Raw genomic sequence first — 14,897 nt, 5'->3', positions numbered from 1 at the left:
TTGATTTAAAGCTTTTATTAAAAATGGTAAAGGTCGTCTTAAAGTGCGGGGGTGCCGTGTAATGCGTAATGCATGAATTCCTGGCCAAGGCTATGGGCTTAGTAAAGACGCAAGGCATTTAATCGATAATAACTTGTTACGGCGCATTAGCTTCTTTGTAAGTGTGCATGGGCTAAATATTTAAGCATGCCTGACTAATGGCCGTCTCGTTTTGAGTATTAAGTTGTACGGGAGTATGGATATGAAGAAACCGAACATGAAATATCAATATCTAACGGGTCTCATTCTGACTGTTTTAATTTGGACTGCCTATACTCAAGCTAAGGATACGATTGAAACTGCGACTGCCTATCAGGCGTTTGAAGCTTCTTCCAGGGACCTCGTCGCCTTTAGCTCAGATGGTAATACCTTTGCCAGTGTGGATTCTGATGGGCAAATCATATTATGGGATGTATCCTCTGGCCAAATGCGAGTGACGCTTCCGAGCCAGTTTGTAAGTCCCATCAAGCGTATTGCTTTTAGTCCGAATGGCAACACACTGGCTATCATAAGTGAGAGTTCAATCCGACTATGGAATTTCGTATCCGGTAATATCCACTTATTCCTTCCGGAGAGCGCCGTTATCATCGACCAGGCGTTCAGCCCGGACGGTAAGATTTTGGCGGCCGTGGGCCAGGATGCCCGTATCACGCTCTGGGATTCGCAATCCGGTTCTACAATTCAGGTTCTAACCGGTCATCAAGGTAGCGTTAACGCACTCGCATTAATTCAGAAGGTCCTAACCGGCCATCAAAATAACATTGATGCACTCGCGTTCAGTCCGGACGGCAAGACCCTGGCTACGGGCGGCCAGGACGCTCAGATTAAGCTGTGGGATATAGCCACAGGTCTGGAACAGGCGAGCCTGCCAAGCAAGAGTCATGTCACTGATCTGGTATTCAGCCCGGACGGTAAGACTTTGGCGGCCGTGGGCCAGGATGCCCGCATCACGCTCTGGGATTCGCAGTCCGGTTCTACAATTCAGGTTCTAACCGGTCATCAAGGCAGCGTTAACGCACTTGCGTTAATTCCGGTCCTAACCGGCCATCAAAATAACATTGATGCACTCGCGTTCAGTCCGGACGGCAAGACCCTGGCCACGTGCGGCCAGGACGCTCAGATTAAGCTGTGGGATATAGCCACAGGTCTGGAACAGGCGGGCCTGCCAAGCAAGAGTAATGTCACTGATCTGGTGTTCAGTCCGGACGGTAAGACTTTGGCTAGCCTAAGCGAGAGCGGGCTAGTTTCTTTGTGGGACGTGTCCGGTAAGCTACCCCAGCTTCTGACGGGACATAAGGATTCTGTAATCAAGGTTGCTTTTAGTTCTAATCAGAAGGCCCTAGCCAGCGTGGGTGCAACGGGGAAAGTCATCGTGTGGGACCTGATGACAGAACTAGAACGGTTGTCTTTCGATATATCCGTGACCATTCCCGAATCCCTAACTCAAACAAATCGTCCTGCGCCAGCTTCGCCTACAACATCAGCTCTGAAGCTAGTATCGGCAACTACGAGCTCCCCTACTCCTGCGACTGCTGCGCCAGAGTTCGATACCAAGCAGACATCCGCCGCTGAGGCAAGCGATCCCTGCATGACGCCGTCCAACCCCATCGTAGCCGAGAATTGCAAGCCAGGTAATCCATCAACTGAGTGGGATGTAACCGGTGCCGGTGATCCGAGCATCCAAGGCTTTGCAACGGATATCAGTGTTAATCGAGGACAGACAGTCTTCTTTAAAATCGATACTGATGCCACGAATTATCGTCTCGACATTTATCGTATGGGTTACTACGGCGGTGACGGTGCTCGCAAGATTACTACGGTACAACCCTCGGTGGTCTTGCCCCAAATTCAACCTGTCTGCCTTAATGAGCCGACGACGGGACTCGTCGATTGCGGCAATTGGAAGATCTCGGCTTCCTGGACCATTCCGGTCGATGCTACTTCGGGAATTTATTTTGCGAGAACCATTCGTACGGATACGGGAGGAGCCAGCCATATTGTCTTCATTGTCCGAGACGATGACGGCGGCTCGGATCTGCTCTACCAAACTTCCGATACGACGTGGCAGGCCTATAATGACTACGGAGGCAACAGTCTCTATGTCGGGTCCCCGGCCGGCCGTGCTTATAAAGTCAGCTATAACCGTCCATTTAGTACTCGCGGCAATGAATTCAAAAGAGCCTGGCTCTTTGGCGATGAGTATCCCATGGTGCGATGGCTGGAAGCCAACGGGTATGATATGAGCTACTTCACAGGTGTAGATGCCGAACGCAGGGGGGCGGAGATCCTTGAACACAAGGTGTTCCTCTCCGTTGGTCATGACGAGTACTGGTCTGCTGGACAGCGCGCCAATGTCGAAGCTGCACGGAATGCTGGTGTTCATCTAGCCTTCTTTACTGGCAACGAGATGTACTGGAAGACTCGCTGGGAGCCAAGCATCGATGGCTCCAACACGCAGAATCGCACGCTTGTCACATACAAGGAGACCGAGGCCAACGCCAAGATTGACCCACTGCCGAACATCTGGACCGGCACTTGGCGCGATCCCCGTTTCAGTCCTCCAGCGGATGGCGGCAGGCCCGAGAATCAACTCACAGGCACAATTTTTACTGTCAATTGCTGTCAAGATGCGCTTAGCATTACCGTACCCGAGGCGTACAGCAAGTTACGCTTCTGGCGCAACACGAGCATTGAGACATTGACTCCGGGTCAGGTTGCTGCCCTTCCGCGCGGGGTGTTGGGCTATGAGTGGGATGAGGCCCTTGATAACGGTTTCGCGCCTGCCGGCCTGACCAGAATGTCATCTACTACCGTCAGTCTGGGAAAAGAGTGGTATCTTCTCGATTATGGTTTAATTTATGGTTCAGGCACAGCTACTCATAGTTTGACACTTTATCGTCACAGCAGCGGTGCATTGGTGTTTAGCTCCGGAACCAACCGATGGTCATGGGGGCTGGATGGGCACCACGATTTTGACTCTGCCACACCAAGCGCAAACACAACACCTGATTTGCGAATGCAACAGGCCACAGTAAACCTGTTGGCCGATATGGGTATACAGCCACAAAGTCTGCAACCTGGATTAGTAGCAGCGAGCCAGTCGACCGATACTATCCATCCTGTTTCGACGGTCACCTCACCGGCAGCCGGTTCGACTGTGCAATCCGGGAGCTCTGTCACGATTACCGGCACAGCGGCTGATGCTGGTGGCGGAGTGGTTGGGTGTGTCGAGATATCCGTCGATGATGGAATCACCTGGCATCCGGCCACTGGTCGTGAGAACTGGAGCTATACCTGGAAGCCCAGTTCATCTGGCCTAGTGAAGCTCAAGAGCCGTTCTGTGGACGACAGCGGCAATCTTGAAAGCCCTGGAGCCGGTATTAATGTGACTGTGAATGGTTCACCTCGTACTACTGGCAACGCAATTGCAGTATCTGACCAGGTATTACCAAACTAAACATGTGCGGGCATCTGTGATCGGGCATCCGGGTGAGTCCTATGCCGTGCGGGTGATCGATCAAACGGATGGTTCAACTAATGATGGGGTTCAAACCTTTTCGTTTAGCTCAAAATACCCTGCGGGATATCGAACTCATGCAGAAAAGACGGGTAATCGCGATCGACGGGCAGGTTCTATTCCTTGGCAGCCTGATTCCGCCTGCTGATAGCCCGTCTCGCGCCTGTCGAAAATTAACGCAGCGGAACCAACGCATTCGATCAAATCATTCCACAGTTCCAGCTATGAAACTGACTTATTCAGTCAATGCCTTCCCTTCCACCAGGGTATAAAGATTTACTGTATTATCACCGACCACACACTGCCCCGTATTAAGATCAAATTTCCAGCGATGCCTGGGGCACACGAGATGGCTGTTCGTGACCTGCGCCGATTCCAGGCTTTCGCCCTCGTGCGGACAGAACTTAGGGATGCGGCGTGGCTCACCGTCTACATCGACGATAATTGACTCGCCACATTTCGGCAGACGCATCGACCAGTTGATCAATGCCTGCGCTGACAACTCATCACCTCCATAGCGCAAGAGGTCATGCAGCACTGGATTGAACGTGTCCGGATCTCTTCTGAAGCGTGCTCGTGCGGATAAAAGGATGTCATCAACATTCGACTGCAGGGTCAGGAATCCGTACAGAATTTGTGTCGGCGCCAAAATTTGCAGATAAGGCGGCGACAGAGGATGCTTGTCCGTAAAGCAGACGCGGCGGCGATCGAAATCGATTTCAAGAGACCAGTCCGGTGAATTTGACTCGATCTGGTCCAATGCAGCCACTCCAGACAAAACCAATGGAATATCTACTCGCTGGCCAGTCTTGTGCAATACCCCGGAAAGCCTGTTCACAAAGCGTTCCGCTGCCTGAAGGATTTGTTCCCGGGATGGATTCACCCCAGCTAATGGCTTGCTATAGATATGAGGCCGGGCACGAAACTGCTCCCAATCAAGGATCATCGACCGGGTCAACGCGCCATTATTACATTCGATTGAAGAGAATGGTGCTGGCCAAATCACTGGACCTTCACTTTGCAGTTCGTCAACCATCGCCGACCAGTTGCAGGCCTCAGGGTGCTGATTCAGGTGATTGTTGATCGAGTCACCGTAGGTTACAGGACCGGCAAACGCTACAGAAAGCGCTGGATTCAGGTTCTGCATCGCAAGCCGGAATATGTCTAACGTTTGATCACGCACGGCCTGCATTTTCGAACCGAAATTGGGATCTCCACTGAATAGGTAAGAGATGGGGTAGCCGTTGGCCATGTAATTGAGAGTAAAGAGAAAGACGGTTACTTGATGCTTTCGTGCAATGCGCCGGAGCGTGGCGGTATTCAGACCGCAGTCGTTGGCGTTCAGAACGCAGCCGTCCTCTGTATGAACGAGCAGGATCGAATCTGTGTGGAACGCCGGTTGTTGCATAAAAAGCTGGGCCGACACAGAATCGCCCAGTTGGATGATTTCCCCATGGCGTAAGTACTTAACCTCATGGATTTGAGAAAGATTCCGCAACTCTTTCCGAAACCGCTCATTTTGAAAGTCTCCCACCAGAATTGTCTTGTGGCTTAAGGTTCGCAGAAATTGCGGGTCGAAGTGATCCGCATGGTCATGGGACAAGTAGATATGGGTAGCGCTATCGATTCGCTTTCTGATCCGTTCCACCTCTTCAGCCGTCCATTCCGGAAAGGCGTGCCACGAATTCAAGTGCGCAGGTCCTGAAAACCATGGATCAGACACGATCTCAATGCCTGTTTTATGGCATCGCAGTGCTGTACAGGCTTGGCCAAAGAAATCAATTGTCAGCATGTGCTACTCCGTGATCTATAATTTAATGGTAAATTTAAATAGTCTAAAGTATCTCAATTTTGGCACTGTGATTCAGAATGGCATTGTTGAATAAATCAGCCCAAGCTAAACCAATGATAAGAGCCGACATAAAGGAATAATTATTCTTACATTCCAGTAAAAAATATGCTCTTTTTAGTCAACGCTCAGCTTCCTGCTATCCAATAAGCAGCTTCAAGACTGACCAACAACAACTCCTAAAACATTGTTCTTAATCAGAATTTGTTTTAAGCTTGGCAAAAATCGGCAACAGAAAGTGAAAAATATTGAACGCTGGTCTACGTTTCTACAACGTGGCATAACGAACACATTCGAGTTGATGTGATTGTTATTTATATTGCGCTAAGTTGAATAATTGTTACTTGGTAACAATTATTCATCCTTTTAAATTAAGGTCAATCAGTATATCTACTGATGATATAATAGGTATTTAAGGTCCAAGGGCGACTCAATTTTAAATGCTTCTTTTTATTTATCTATAAATAATAAATAGATCCCGTGCCTTGTTAAGATTGTTAAGAACAGCTTGTAACAAACATCTTCACTTCTTCTGAACCTCCGCCAAATCCATCTTCCGCTGAATACCCTGATTTAAATATTTTTCTCAGGTTGCTGATCTCCGCTATCCGTTGCCCAGTCAAACAGGCAAACATAGCGGCCATACATTAGATCAAGCTACAGGTAATTTATTGCGTCCGAAACAGATCTGATCCATCTCGATACAGGCTGGCACTTCCTTGCCCTAACCAGCCATATTTATGCCGAAAGCTTCTCAACCGTTCGGCATCAAAACGAGCTTTTATCGGCCCTAATTCATTTTGTAAAAGCGATAAAGCGACGATATGGCGAGCCCTGCTTCCAGGTGAAAGCTTCCGTGTAATAATGCATTAAAGCCAGATAGCCCAACAATCCGACGGTAATAACCTTACGGGACTCTATGCCAAAAATAGAATTGGTAATCAAATTAACCGCGGCATCTCCATAGTTCTGCAAAGCAAACGCCAGCACAAAGGAAATCGCAGGCAACACAACAAAAACATGCACGTTACAGCGTGCGGCATAGCGATAGATAAAATTTTGTGGATGCTGGTAATGCTTGTTGTAATCGTGCGTCACGTAGAATACATAAGCCGTCGCATCATGGACCAGCCTCGGCACCAGAATGGCCAGAAAATAATACTGCTGAATGTAAAGATAAAAACTGCTCAGCACCAGCAGGGTATTAGCCCATAGAAACAACTTTCCAAATGACGTGGTGACATAGCGCTGGCACAAAACCGTACTCAAGGCCAGACCGATACACAAACCGGCGGCCGCATGCTTGAGCCATTCGGTCTGTTGCGCATCCAGGGTGTTTTTTAGAAAGATGCCGATATAAACAACGATGCCGGCCGCCACGCTCAACCACAATAACAGATAGAATGCCCATGCCGGCAGGTGACAGATTCCCCGGGCCACGCCATGCTGCTGTTTAAGCACATGGTATACCGTCCAGCACGCGACAAGCACGTAAAATACCAGATAGGGAATAAACAAACTGCCTATGCCGAAAAAAGCCGCTATGGCGACAGTCATTAAAATGATTTTCAGTTTATAAAACTTCAGATATTCCACATTGCTGGCCATGACAATGGCGCTGGCAACAATGTGAGGCGTGCCGAAAACAACTTGGAACACTATGAAATGGTGAGGACTACTCGGTAAATGGCGCTGTAGAAAACCCTGCAACAACCCTACATCAAATAGCTGCAGTAATAAACAAGCGGGAATGATGGCATACAATCCCAGCAGCAAGCGGAATGAGACAGCCAGTTTATTCTCATGGGGCAAGTCTTGAATTGAAATGGTTTGCGCGGACATGAAACTACCTTTTACTATTGTTATATTTGTATTAGTAGTAAATTACACCTATTTTTCCGATCAATTCAAGCATCGCCATCCAAAAACCATGACATTTCAATTACACCCCCGCCTCCGGCAAGACTGCATCGAAGTCGGCCGGTTTGAGTTATGCCAATTGCTGATGATGAACGACAGCCAGTACCCCTGGTTTATCCTGGTGCCCGAAAAAGCGGGGCTGCGTGAGATTTATCAGCTGACAAAACCGGAGCGGGAACTGCTGCTGGAAGAATCCAGCTATCTGGCGGAAAACCTGGCCACGCTTTATAAAGCCGACAAGATGAATATCGCCTCGATCGGCAATATGGTGCCGCAACTGCATATTCATCATATCGTCCGTTACCAGACAGATAAAGCCTGGCCGGCGCCGGTCTGGGGAAAATTTGATGCAATACCCTACACACCACAGCAAATTGCGGAAAACCTCACGCTTATTAAAGACCGTTTAGGAAATCGTCTGAATTAACCAAGAACTCGGTAAAAAACACAATCTCAAAACTTTTACTACTTTCGTGCTTTCCCAGAGTCTTGCAATCGCGGCAATGCTTTCCTGCCGCAATTCTTCTCGCCCTCGGTGGTTTGCAACGTATCAGATGGCCGGCCGCTGGAAAGCCTAATAAGTTCGCGCCATCTTAATGCCGGTAGATGCTTTTTTATGTTTGCAATCGTTTTTTACTCTCGAACATTAATTGAACATTGATCAAAATTTTTCACCTGGTTCGGCCAGATTTTCAGCAAACTTCGGATTCATCTCCAGATACTTTATAATTAGCCCTATTTTTGTTCATCTCCAGCAACTGTATAGGCCGGAATGAGTAAAAAGCCCAATAACAATACAAACAGTGACACAATTAACTCCGTGTAACTCAAAATAGCAGACCTGAACAGGCCTTTTCAAAATAATAACTGGCAATGACACGTAATTACACTATCGGCCCGATCATGTTGGATGTTGAAGGTTTAACCCTGGCGCCGCATGAAAAAGAAATAATCAACCATCCCAATACCGGGGCAGTTATCCTTTTTTCCCGCAACTATGAAAGCCCGGAGCAAGTAACTGAGCTAATCGCGAATATTCGTGCTGCGCGTCAAGGCGATCTATTGATTGCCGTTGATCAGGAAGGCGGAAGAGTGCAGCGTTTTCAAAACGGCTTTACCCGCCTGCCGCCGGCGTCCTGTTATGCGCAAGCCCCTGAACTGGCGGAACCCGCAGGCTGGCTCATGGCCTCTGAACTGTTGGCTGTCGGTGTCGATTTCAGCTTCGCGCCAGTGCTGGATATCGATTGCGGCATCAGTGAGATTATCGGCAATCGTTCATTTTCAACAGATCATGAGCTGACGACCCGCCTGTCAAGCGCCTTTAGAAAAGGCATGCATGCCGCCGGCATGGCCGCTACGGGTAAACACTTTCCGGGCCACGGCGCCGTTGCGCTGGATTCCCATCTTACGCTGCCCGTAGATGAAAGGGACCTGGACAGTATCAGGAATAAAGACCTGCTGCCGTTTAAACAACTCATTGCTGAAGGACTGGAAGGCATTATGCCCGCTCATGTGCTCTACCCGAACATTGACGCCAATCCAGCAGGCTTTTCGCCATTCTGGATACAACAAATTCTGCGTAAGGAATTAAACTTTAACGGTACGGTTTTCAGTGACGACCTCAGTATGGAGGGCGCCGCATCGGTCGGCGATTTCCCCGAACGCGCAAGGCTGGCACAGCAAGCCGGCTGCGATATGATACTGGTCTGCAATAATCCGCGTGCCGCGGAACAGGTACTGGATTCGCTGCCCATCACCCAGGATCCGCTCAGGGAACAACGTCTCGACAGTATGCGCGGCAAACCGCAAATGAACCGCGAGCAGTTAATGAACTGCGAAAAATGGCAAAAAATTTCAGCTCAAATCAATCAAACTTATAATCATGCTTGAAGAAATCAAACACGTACAGGCTACCGCCGATTTACTGTACAGCGAACAAGAGGTTGAAGCCGCCCTGGATAAAATGGCTCAAGAAATCAACACCGAGCTTGCCGATTGCAATCCGTTGTTCCTCTGTGTCATGAATGGCGGCATGGTTACGGCTGGTAAATTAATGACCCGGTTACAGATACCGCTTACGCTTGATGCCATCAATGCCAGCCGCTATCAAAACCAGACATCGGGAGGCCACATCGAATGGATTCTTAAACCAGGGACGCCACTTAGAAACAGAACAATCCTTCTGGTCGACGACATTCTGGACGAAGGCATTACGTTGCAGGCAATTTGCCAATATTGCCTGGAACAAGGCGCGGAGAGCGTCTTCACCGCCGTGCTGATCGATAAAATTCTCGATCATGAAAAGCCGGTAAAGGCAGACTTCATCGGCCTGAAAGTCGAAGACCGCTATCTGTTCGGCTACGGCATGGACTACAAAGGCTACTTACGCAACGCAGCCGGCATTTATGCCTGCAAAGAATAAAATAGAGGAAATCATATTATGACCAAACTGGCCATCATCGGCGGCACAGGACTCACCCAAATGCCTGACCTGAAGATCATCAAGCGGGATCAAATCACCACGCCTTATGGGTCGCCTTCGGCTGAATACATTACTGGAGAATTGAACCATACTGAAGTGGTTTTCCTGGCCAGACACGGCAATCCGCATAGCATACCGCCCCACAAAATCAATTACCGGGCCAATATCTGGGGACTTAAAGAGCTAGGCGTCGAAGAAGTCATTGCCGTGGCCGCGGTAGGGGGCATCGCCGAAGACATGGCGCCCGCTCACATTGCCATTCCGGATCAGATCATTGATTACACTTATGGACGCAACCATACTTTTTTTGAAGACGACAACGATGCAGTGACCCATATAGACTTTACCTACCCTTACAGCCAAAAGCTGCGTTCCCGCTTGATCACTGCCGCGGCCCAAGCCAACATCAAAATCACCCCACTGGGTACTTATGGCTGCAAACAAGGCCCTCGCCTGGAAACATCCGCGGAAATCCGACGCATGGAACGTGACGGCTGTGACCTGGTTGGCATGACCGGCATGCCGGAGGCGGCTCTGGCTAAGGAACTGAATATGGACTATGCCACGATTGCCGTAGTTGCCAACTGGGCTGCCGGCAAAACCGAAGGCGAAATTACCATGGCGGAAATTGAGCAGCATCTGCATAAAGGCATGGCTAACGCTGCCGAAATAGTGAAAGCTTTTATTGCCTTGTCATCAAATTGACATGGTATTGTTGAGTTCCAGTATCAGTATATGAATAATAGATAGCATGTGACTTTTAATACTGAAGTTTTAGGGTCTTTCTGCTTAAACAGTTAACGAAAACTGAAAGTTGGAAGAGAGAACCGGATATAATGAACAATTAGTGAGAGAATAGCATGCAGTAACCGCGATAATTTTTCAATTACAAGGTTACCCATTAGTTTTGGAGATTTAGTATATATGACCGATAGATTAAAGCCGCTAACCCCGGCTATATTGACCCTGGATGATAAGACTTACACATTGCCCACTTATATGGGAATTGAAGGTGAGAAAGCGATTGATATCTCCAAGCTTCGCAGCCAGACCGGTTATGTGACACTAGATGAGGGTTATGGAAATACAGGCGCCTGTGAGAGCGCCATTACCTATATCGACGGCGAAAAAGGCATTCTGCGTTACCGGGGCTATCCTATTGAAGAACTGGCCGAACATTCGCGTTTTGTCGAAGTTGCCTACCTGTTACTGTATGGCGAATTGCCGACTGTCGAACAACTGCAACACTTCTCGACCGCATTGAATGACTCTTCAATCATTCACGAAGACATGCACCATTTTTTCAACGGCTTCCCGCGCGGCTCGCACCCCATGGGAATTCTGGCGACCATGGTCGCATCATTATCGACTTTTTATCCGGTTTTCGACCGCCTCGATGAAGCATCCGAAATACAGATTGTAGCGAATCTGGTTTCGCAAGTGCGCACCATTGCGGCATTTTCCTATAAAAAATCAATAGGTGAACCGCTGGTCTATCCATCCATCAAGTTTACCTATGTGCGCAACTTTCTGAACATGATGTTTTCATCGCCGGTACGCGATTACCAGTTGGACGATGATATCGTGCGCGCGATAGACATGCTGCTGATATTGCATGCCGACCATGAACAAAATTGCAGCACCTCTTCTGTCCGTACTGCGGGCTCGAGCATGGCGAATGTCTATGCCGTTATCTCTGCCGGCATCTCCGCGCTATGGGGGCCGCGACACGGGGGCGCTAATCAGGAAGTGATCAAGATGCTGGAGCAAATACATGCTGAAGGCGGCGATGGCACTGAATTTATCAATGAGGCCAAAAACAAGTATTCATCCAAGCGTCTGATGGGTTTTGGTCACAGGGTTTATAAGAATTATGATCCGCGTGCCACCGTATTGAAAAAACATTGCGATGTACTGCTCAACAAACCCGGCATCAAAGACCCCTTGCTTGATATTGCCAGACGCATCGAAGAAGTCGCGCTGAATGATGACTATTTCATTTCACGCAAACTCTATCCGAACGTGGACTTTTATTCAGGCCTGATACTGCGCGCGGCCGGCATCCCTACCAATATGTTTACCGTTCTGTTTGCTATTGGCCGTATGCCTGGATGGCTGGCCCATTGGCGTGAAATGATACACGGTGACCGTGTTGCCATTTATCGTCCTCGTCAGATCTATGTTGGTGAGTCCATACGTCATTATCGCGATATCAAAGACCGTACCTGACGAAGATGAAGTTTTAGTAGCTGGCTTTAAAACTTGTTTGAGCCATCAAAAGGCCACATGCCGAAGCGGAGCTAACTGTAAACACAATCCTTGGGGCGGCCAGTCAAGTCGGTCGCCCTTCTGAAGATTAAGTTTCGGCAGTTATTTTTTCAATTCATAACTAAAAGTCGAATTCAGACTCATCGAATTCAAACTCATCGAAACCGTCCAACTGCTCTTTTAAACGCTTCTTTTCCCAATAGATCTCAATCTTTCTGCGAGCATCCCTTTTTATCGTTCCCTTTTCAACACCATTGGAAAATGAAGCATATTCGCTATCTTCAAACAAATCTTCGTCATCATGCTCGATGTCTGCGGTATTTTTTGAACTGGTTTTGACAACAGATTTAGAGGATGTTTTAGACATTTTTAAACTCACATTAAAGAACTTTTTAATTCCTACCATGAACACATGGAAAGAAAAAATATTACCGTTACGATTTTAGCCTTAAATAGACAATCAGATTGCATATTTTGTCAATATTTATTTAAGGATTGTTTAAATTATTGCTACAAAGACATCATAATCAAGGATTAGTTTAGCGTTATCCCTATTCGCCTTTGACTCATCTATACAATAAATACCCATCGCCGCCCCGCCAGCTTTTGGTTGACTTTTACAAGCGCGCCAGCGACTAACCCTTACCGCGGGTACGTGTACGACTGGGGTTGAATGGTTTATCCTTGCCTGTTGCCAGCGTTTCAAAGCGTTTTTCAATAAACTGAATGATCAAATCGGCTATATCCTTACCGCTGGTTTGCTCGATGCCGCGTAATCCCGGCGATGAATTGACCTCCATAATCACCGGTCCATGATTGGAACGCAGCATATCCACACCGCAAACATTCAGCCCCATGATTTTTGCTGCCCGCACTGCGGTAGAGCGTTCTTCCGGCGTTAACCGAATCAATGAAGCGGTTCCGCCACGGTGCAAATTAGAGCGGAAATCGCCCGCCGCGCTCTGACGCCGCATGGCGGCCACTACCTTATCGCCAACCACAAAACAGCGGATATCGCTGCCCTCGGCTTCCTTGATAAATTCCTGTACCATGATGTTGGCTTTGAGCCCCATAAAGGCCTGAATAACACTTTCGGCCGCATTATGGGTTTCGGCCAACACCACACCTATCCCTTGAGTGCCTTCCAATAGTTTGATAACCAATGGCGCGCCACCCACTTGAGAGATTAAATCCTCGATGTCATCCGGATTGTTGGCAAAGCCGGTTACTGGCAAACCTATGCCTTTGCGCGCCAACAATTGTACTGAGCGTAATTTATCGCGCGAGCGTGATATGGCTACCGATTCATTCAACGGGAACACATTCATCATTTCAAATTGCCTTAACACCGCAGTACCATAAAAGGTAACTGAAGCGCCGATACGGGGAATAACGGCATCAAATCCTGTCAGGTCTTCGCCCCGATAATGGATGGATGGGTTATGCGATGTAATATTCATATAGCAACGCAGTACATCCAACACCCGTACCTCATGTCCGCGCGCTTCTGCGGCTTCAACCAGTCGAACGGTTGAATATAATTTAGAGTTACGAGACAAAATAGCAATTTTCATAAAAAGGCGGTTCCTCACATATAAGTTAAATCATATTTTGTCATGAAATATCTTGCCAAGCATTAGAAATCAATGCCGCTCAGTAAGAACTGATTGGTCTCTTAAGATAAAACTAAAAATGAAGGTTTAAGATATAGGGTTAAATAAGCAGAAGAGAAAATAAACCGGCAATTATCATTATTCCAATCCAGGTTGAGACAAAAAAGAAAGGCATTTTTTAAATCACTTTCTTTAAAATAAAAAACTGCATCAGACCATTACTAATTAATAGGAAATTGCATGTCCCGGCGAACAGTTTTCTCCCAAATTGGAAAAATATATTTACAGCATGGACGCATCGGGCTGATATTGCTACTTATCTGCCTATTCAGCGGCTGCGCCTCCATAATCCCAGCCCCACCCATCTACAAACCGGCTTATACCTATAAAAAGCCCACTTATTCTCATAACGCGCCTTATAACAGGCCTTACACAGTAAAAGGCAAAACTTACTATCCATTACCTTCAGCAGAAGGTTACAAGGAACGGGGCGTCGCTACGTGGTATGGTTCGGAATCGGGCAATCGCACCGCCATGGGAACCCGCTTTAGACCGAACGGATTATCAGCCGCTCACAAAACACTACCGTTACCGACCAAGGTACGTGTAACCAATCTGCGTAATGGTCGTTACGTTGATGTACTAGTGAATGATCGCGGCCCCTTCAAAAAAGGCAGGTTGATTGATTTATCGAGGGGAGCCGCAAAAAGAATCGGCTTGCGCGGCAAGACTGAAGTTGAAGTCGAGTATCTGGAAGATCAAGCGAGCATTAATAAATAAATCACCTTATTGCAGCGCCTGTCAGCTTTTATGAAAAACCGTCCGCGCCGACAAAAACGCCCATACAGCGCCAAATCTCAGCCCGGCGGCCATTTCATCTGACGTCCGCCCAACAGGTGCAAATGCAGGTGATAAACTTCCTGGCCACCTTGTTTGTTGCAGCTAATGGCCGTTCTATAGCCATTTTCAGCCAAGCCTTCCTGCTTCGCCAATTTTATGACGGCCTGTAACAGACGACCTGCCAATTGGGTGTCATCCAAATCATTCAATGTGGCGATATGAGTTTTGGGAATAACGAGAATATGAACGGGGGCCTGTGGATTAATATCCCTGAACGCCAGAACATGATCATCCTCAAAAACCACATCGGGCTTAATTTCGCCCGCAACCATTTTGCAAAACAAACAATCAGCCATATTTTCCCCCTTG

12 protein-coding genes are annotated in these 14,897 nt (G+C 47.9%); 7 read left to right on the top strand and 5 right to left on the bottom strand.

Going from position 1 to position 14,897, the window contains the following annotated elements; all coding sequences use genetic code 11:
* Window positions 1-241: 241 nt before the first annotated feature.
* Window positions 242-3,496: a N,N-dimethylformamidase beta subunit family domain-containing protein gene (locus METLU_RS26610; RefSeq protein WP_051299788.1), complete on the top strand. Its 3,255-nt coding sequence runs from the start codon at window positions 242-244 to the stop codon at window positions 3,494-3,496.
* Window positions 3,497-3,791: 295 nt separating this feature from the next.
* On the opposite strand, the gene METLU_RS0105520 is transcribed toward METLU_RS26610, so the two are convergent.
* Both METLU_RS0105520 and METLU_RS0105515 read right to left on the bottom strand, forming a co-directional pair.
* Entirely contained in the window at window positions 3,792-5,348 is a 1,557-nt protein-coding gene (locus tag METLU_RS0105520) for a Rieske 2Fe-2S domain-containing protein (RefSeq protein WP_027157364.1), read from the bottom strand.
* Window positions 5,349-6,200: 852 nt separating this feature from the next.
* Entirely contained in the window at window positions 6,201-7,247 is a 1,047-nt protein-coding gene (locus METLU_RS0105515) for a hypothetical protein (protein WP_027157363.1), read from the bottom strand.
* 88 nt (window positions 7,248-7,335) lie between these two features.
* On the opposite strand from METLU_RS0105515, the gene METLU_RS0105510 reads away from it, so the two are divergent.
* The 5 genes from METLU_RS0105510 to METLU_RS0105490 all read left to right on the top strand — a co-directional run bounded on the left by METLU_RS0105510 (window position 7,336) and on the right by METLU_RS0105490 (window position 12,036).
* The gene (locus METLU_RS0105510) at window positions 7,336-7,752 is read left to right on the top strand and encodes an HIT domain-containing protein (RefSeq protein ID WP_027157362.1); all 417 of its coding nucleotides are present in this window, start codon (window positions 7,336-7,338) and stop codon (window positions 7,750-7,752) included.
* A gap of 446 nt (window positions 7,753-8,198) precedes the next feature.
* Complete coding sequence (gene nagZ / locus METLU_RS0105505) at window positions 8,199-9,215, top strand: beta-N-acetylhexosaminidase (protein WP_027157361.1); 1,017 nt, start codon at window positions 8,199-8,201, stop codon at window positions 9,213-9,215.
* Window positions 9,208-9,747: a hypoxanthine-guanine phosphoribosyltransferase gene (locus METLU_RS0105500; protein ID WP_027157360.1), complete on the top strand. Its 540-nt coding sequence runs from the start codon at window positions 9,208-9,210 to the stop codon at window positions 9,745-9,747. Before nagZ ends, METLU_RS0105500 begins: the two co-directional genes overlap by 8 nt.
* 18 nt (window positions 9,748-9,765) lie before the next feature.
* Window positions 9,766-10,512, top strand: a complete 747-nt coding sequence (locus METLU_RS0105495) for an S-methyl-5'-thioinosine phosphorylase (protein ID WP_027157359.1) — start codon at window positions 9,766-9,768, stop codon at window positions 10,510-10,512.
* A gap of 219 nt (window positions 10,513-10,731) precedes the next feature.
* Window positions 10,732-12,036 carry a citrate synthase gene (locus METLU_RS0105490; RefSeq protein WP_036242872.1) on the top strand — a complete coding sequence of 435 codons (1,305 nt, stop codon included), beginning with the start codon at window positions 10,732-10,734 and terminating at the stop codon, window positions 12,034-12,036.
* Between the two features lie 160 nt (window positions 12,037-12,196).
* Here the strand turns inward: METLU_RS0105490 and METLU_RS0105485 are convergent, their stop codons facing one another.
* Window positions 12,197-12,442: a PA3496 family putative envelope integrity protein gene (locus METLU_RS0105485; protein WP_027157357.1), complete on the bottom strand. Its 246-nt coding sequence runs from the start codon at window positions 12,440-12,442 to the stop codon at window positions 12,197-12,199.
* A gap of 268 nt (window positions 12,443-12,710) precedes the next feature.
* Window positions 12,711-13,649, bottom strand: coding sequence for a 30S ribosomal protein S6--L-glutamate ligase (rimK, locus tag METLU_RS0105480; RefSeq protein WP_027157356.1), 939 nt, complete (start codon window positions 13,647-13,649; stop codon window positions 12,711-12,713).
* Between the two features lie 279 nt (window positions 13,650-13,928).
* Between rimK and METLU_RS0105475 the strand changes: the two genes are divergently transcribed.
* Complete coding sequence (locus METLU_RS0105475) at window positions 13,929-14,468, top strand: septal ring lytic transglycosylase RlpA family protein (RefSeq protein WP_027157355.1); 540 nt, start codon at window positions 13,929-13,931, stop codon at window positions 14,466-14,468.
* Between the two features lie 77 nt (window positions 14,469-14,545).
* Here METLU_RS0105475 and METLU_RS0105470 read toward each other — a convergent pair whose 3' ends face one another.
* Window positions 14,546-14,884 (bottom strand): histidine triad nucleotide-binding protein, encoded by a 339-nt coding sequence (locus METLU_RS0105470; RefSeq protein WP_027157354.1) that lies wholly within the window; start codon window positions 14,882-14,884, stop codon window positions 14,546-14,548.
* Between the last annotated feature and the right edge of the window lie 13 nt (window positions 14,885-14,897).

It is taken from the genome of Methylobacter luteus IMV-B-3098 (genome assembly GCF_000427625.1).
GTDB classification, from domain to species: Bacteria; Pseudomonadota; Gammaproteobacteria; order Methylococcales; family Methylomonadaceae; genus Methylobacter; species Methylobacter luteus.
The sequence above is the reverse complement of the archived record's forward strand: the minus strand, read 5'-3'. Positions and strand labels throughout refer to the sequence as shown.

Bases quoted from the DNA above. Each gene is read 5' to 3' on its own strand.
- METLU_RS0105515 (WP_027157363.1), bottom strand. From the start codon at position 7,247: ATGTCCGCGCAAACCATTTCAATTCAAGACTTGCCCCATGAGAATAAA.
- METLU_RS0105500 (WP_027157360.1), top strand. From the start codon at position 9,208: ATGCTTGAAGAAATCAAACACGTACAGGCTACCGCCGATTTACTGTAC.
- rimK (WP_027157356.1), bottom strand. From the start codon at position 13,649: ATGAAAATTGCTATTTTGTCTCGTAACTCTAAATTATATTCAACCGTT.
- METLU_RS0105470 (WP_027157354.1), bottom strand. From the start codon at position 14,884: ATGGCTGATTGTTTGTTTTGCAAAATGGTTGCGGGCGAAATTAAGCCC.
- METLU_RS0105475 (WP_027157355.1), top strand. From the start codon at position 13,929: ATGTCCCGGCGAACAGTTTTCTCCCAAATTGGAAAAATATATTTACAG.
- METLU_RS0105495 (WP_027157359.1), top strand. From the start codon at position 9,766: ATGACCAAACTGGCCATCATCGGCGGCACAGGACTCACCCAAATGCCT.
- nagZ (WP_027157361.1), top strand. From the start codon at position 8,199: ATGACACGTAATTACACTATCGGCCCGATCATGTTGGATGTTGAAGGT.
- METLU_RS0105490 (WP_036242872.1), top strand. From the start codon at position 10,732: ATGACCGATAGATTAAAGCCGCTAACCCCGGCTATATTGACCCTGGAT.
- METLU_RS0105485 (WP_027157357.1), bottom strand. From the start codon at position 12,442: ATGTCTAAAACATCCTCTAAATCTGTTGTCAAAACCAGTTCAAAAAAT.
- METLU_RS0105510 (WP_027157362.1), top strand. From the start codon at position 7,336: ATGACATTTCAATTACACCCCCGCCTCCGGCAAGACTGCATCGAAGTC.
- METLU_RS0105520 (WP_027157364.1), bottom strand. From the start codon at position 5,348: ATGCTGACAATTGATTTCTTTGGCCAAGCCTGTACAGCACTGCGATGC.
- METLU_RS26610 (WP_051299788.1), top strand. From the start codon at position 242: ATGAAGAAACCGAACATGAAATATCAATATCTAACGGGTCTCATTCTG.